Source organism: Aeromonas sp. QDB18 (assembly GCF_027705325.1).
Lineage (GTDB): Bacteria > Pseudomonadota > Gammaproteobacteria > Enterobacterales > Aeromonadaceae > Aeromonas > Aeromonas caviae.
In genome coordinates this window covers 1-964 of record NZ_JAPDBQ010000315.1, presented here as the reverse complement: position 1 = coordinate 964, position 964 = coordinate 1, and the positions used below count along the sequence as shown (strand labels likewise).

The 964-nt window shown below is 57.9% G+C and carries 1 protein-coding gene and 1 pseudogene; both read left to right on the top strand.

The genetic code is table 11. From position 1 onward, the window contains the following. Positions 1-129 precede the first annotated feature (129 nt). Complete coding sequence (locus OKC30_RS21095; protein WP_223920447.1) at positions 130-615, top strand: hypothetical protein; 486 nt, start codon at positions 130-132, stop codon at positions 613-615. An 82-nt stretch (positions 616-697) separates the two neighbouring features. Continuing rightward, positions 698-964: pseudogene (locus tag OKC30_RS21090) on the top strand (hypothetical protein); the annotation flags it as partial.

Below are 964 nucleotides of genomic sequence, written 5' to 3'. Positions count from 1 at the left end.
CTATCTGGACACTGTGCTCGCAGCTGGCCTGCAAAAACTCTCTGAAATTTAACAGGATGTTCACGCTCTCACCCTGCATTTGCCCCCCCCTCAATGGCGCAAAACCGGGCCGATCTCGGTGCTCAGGCATTGAGCAATATTCGTGGTTCCATGGGCGTCAATATGGTTGCCGGCAATAACAACCAACAAGGCAATCTTGCCGCCATCGCAATTTCGGGTCCGGCCGTCATTCAATTTGGTCAGCTGAATCAATCCACCACCAATCTGAACGGCAGCCAGAGCGTCGCCATCCTGGGCTCGGCCCTGAGCCAGAACCGGGGACTGGTCGGCATCAATCAGGGGGCGGGTGAGGGCAACCAGCAACTGAACGCCTTCGCCCTGTCCCTCGATGACAGCGGCCTGGGTGTCGTGACCGACATCAATCTCAGCTCCAGCGTCGCGAAGACCCCAGGGGGAAAGCCCCCCGCCAACACCACTACCAGCATCTATCTGGATGACACCGCCCTCACGGGCAGCAAGGGGGTCATTCAGGTGAACCAGGTCACGGGACAGGGAAACCAGTCAGTCAACATGGTTTCCCTGCCCCTGGCTGGCGCAGTAACGGCATCCCCATGATGCCGCAGGGATAGGAAGCCAGGCCCGGGGGTATCAGCCGATGGGCATATCTTCCGCTGAAAGTTCAATGGAGAGACTCATTATGCGTGGACTTATTTATAGCTCATTAGCCGCCGCGGTCATCATGGCCATGACGGGCACTGCATCCGCCGATTACCGCGGTGACAGAGATGAGACAGGGGCAACCTTGACCAAGAAGGTCAAGGCAGAGGTCGATGTGGAATACGAAGGCAGGGTCAATGTCGGCGGCTACATCAACGTCAACAAACTCGGCTTGACATCCTCCCCCACCTTAGCGCTTCGCGTCACAGGAGGGGGATTCCCATTACTGGGTGATAGCTGCTCGCGC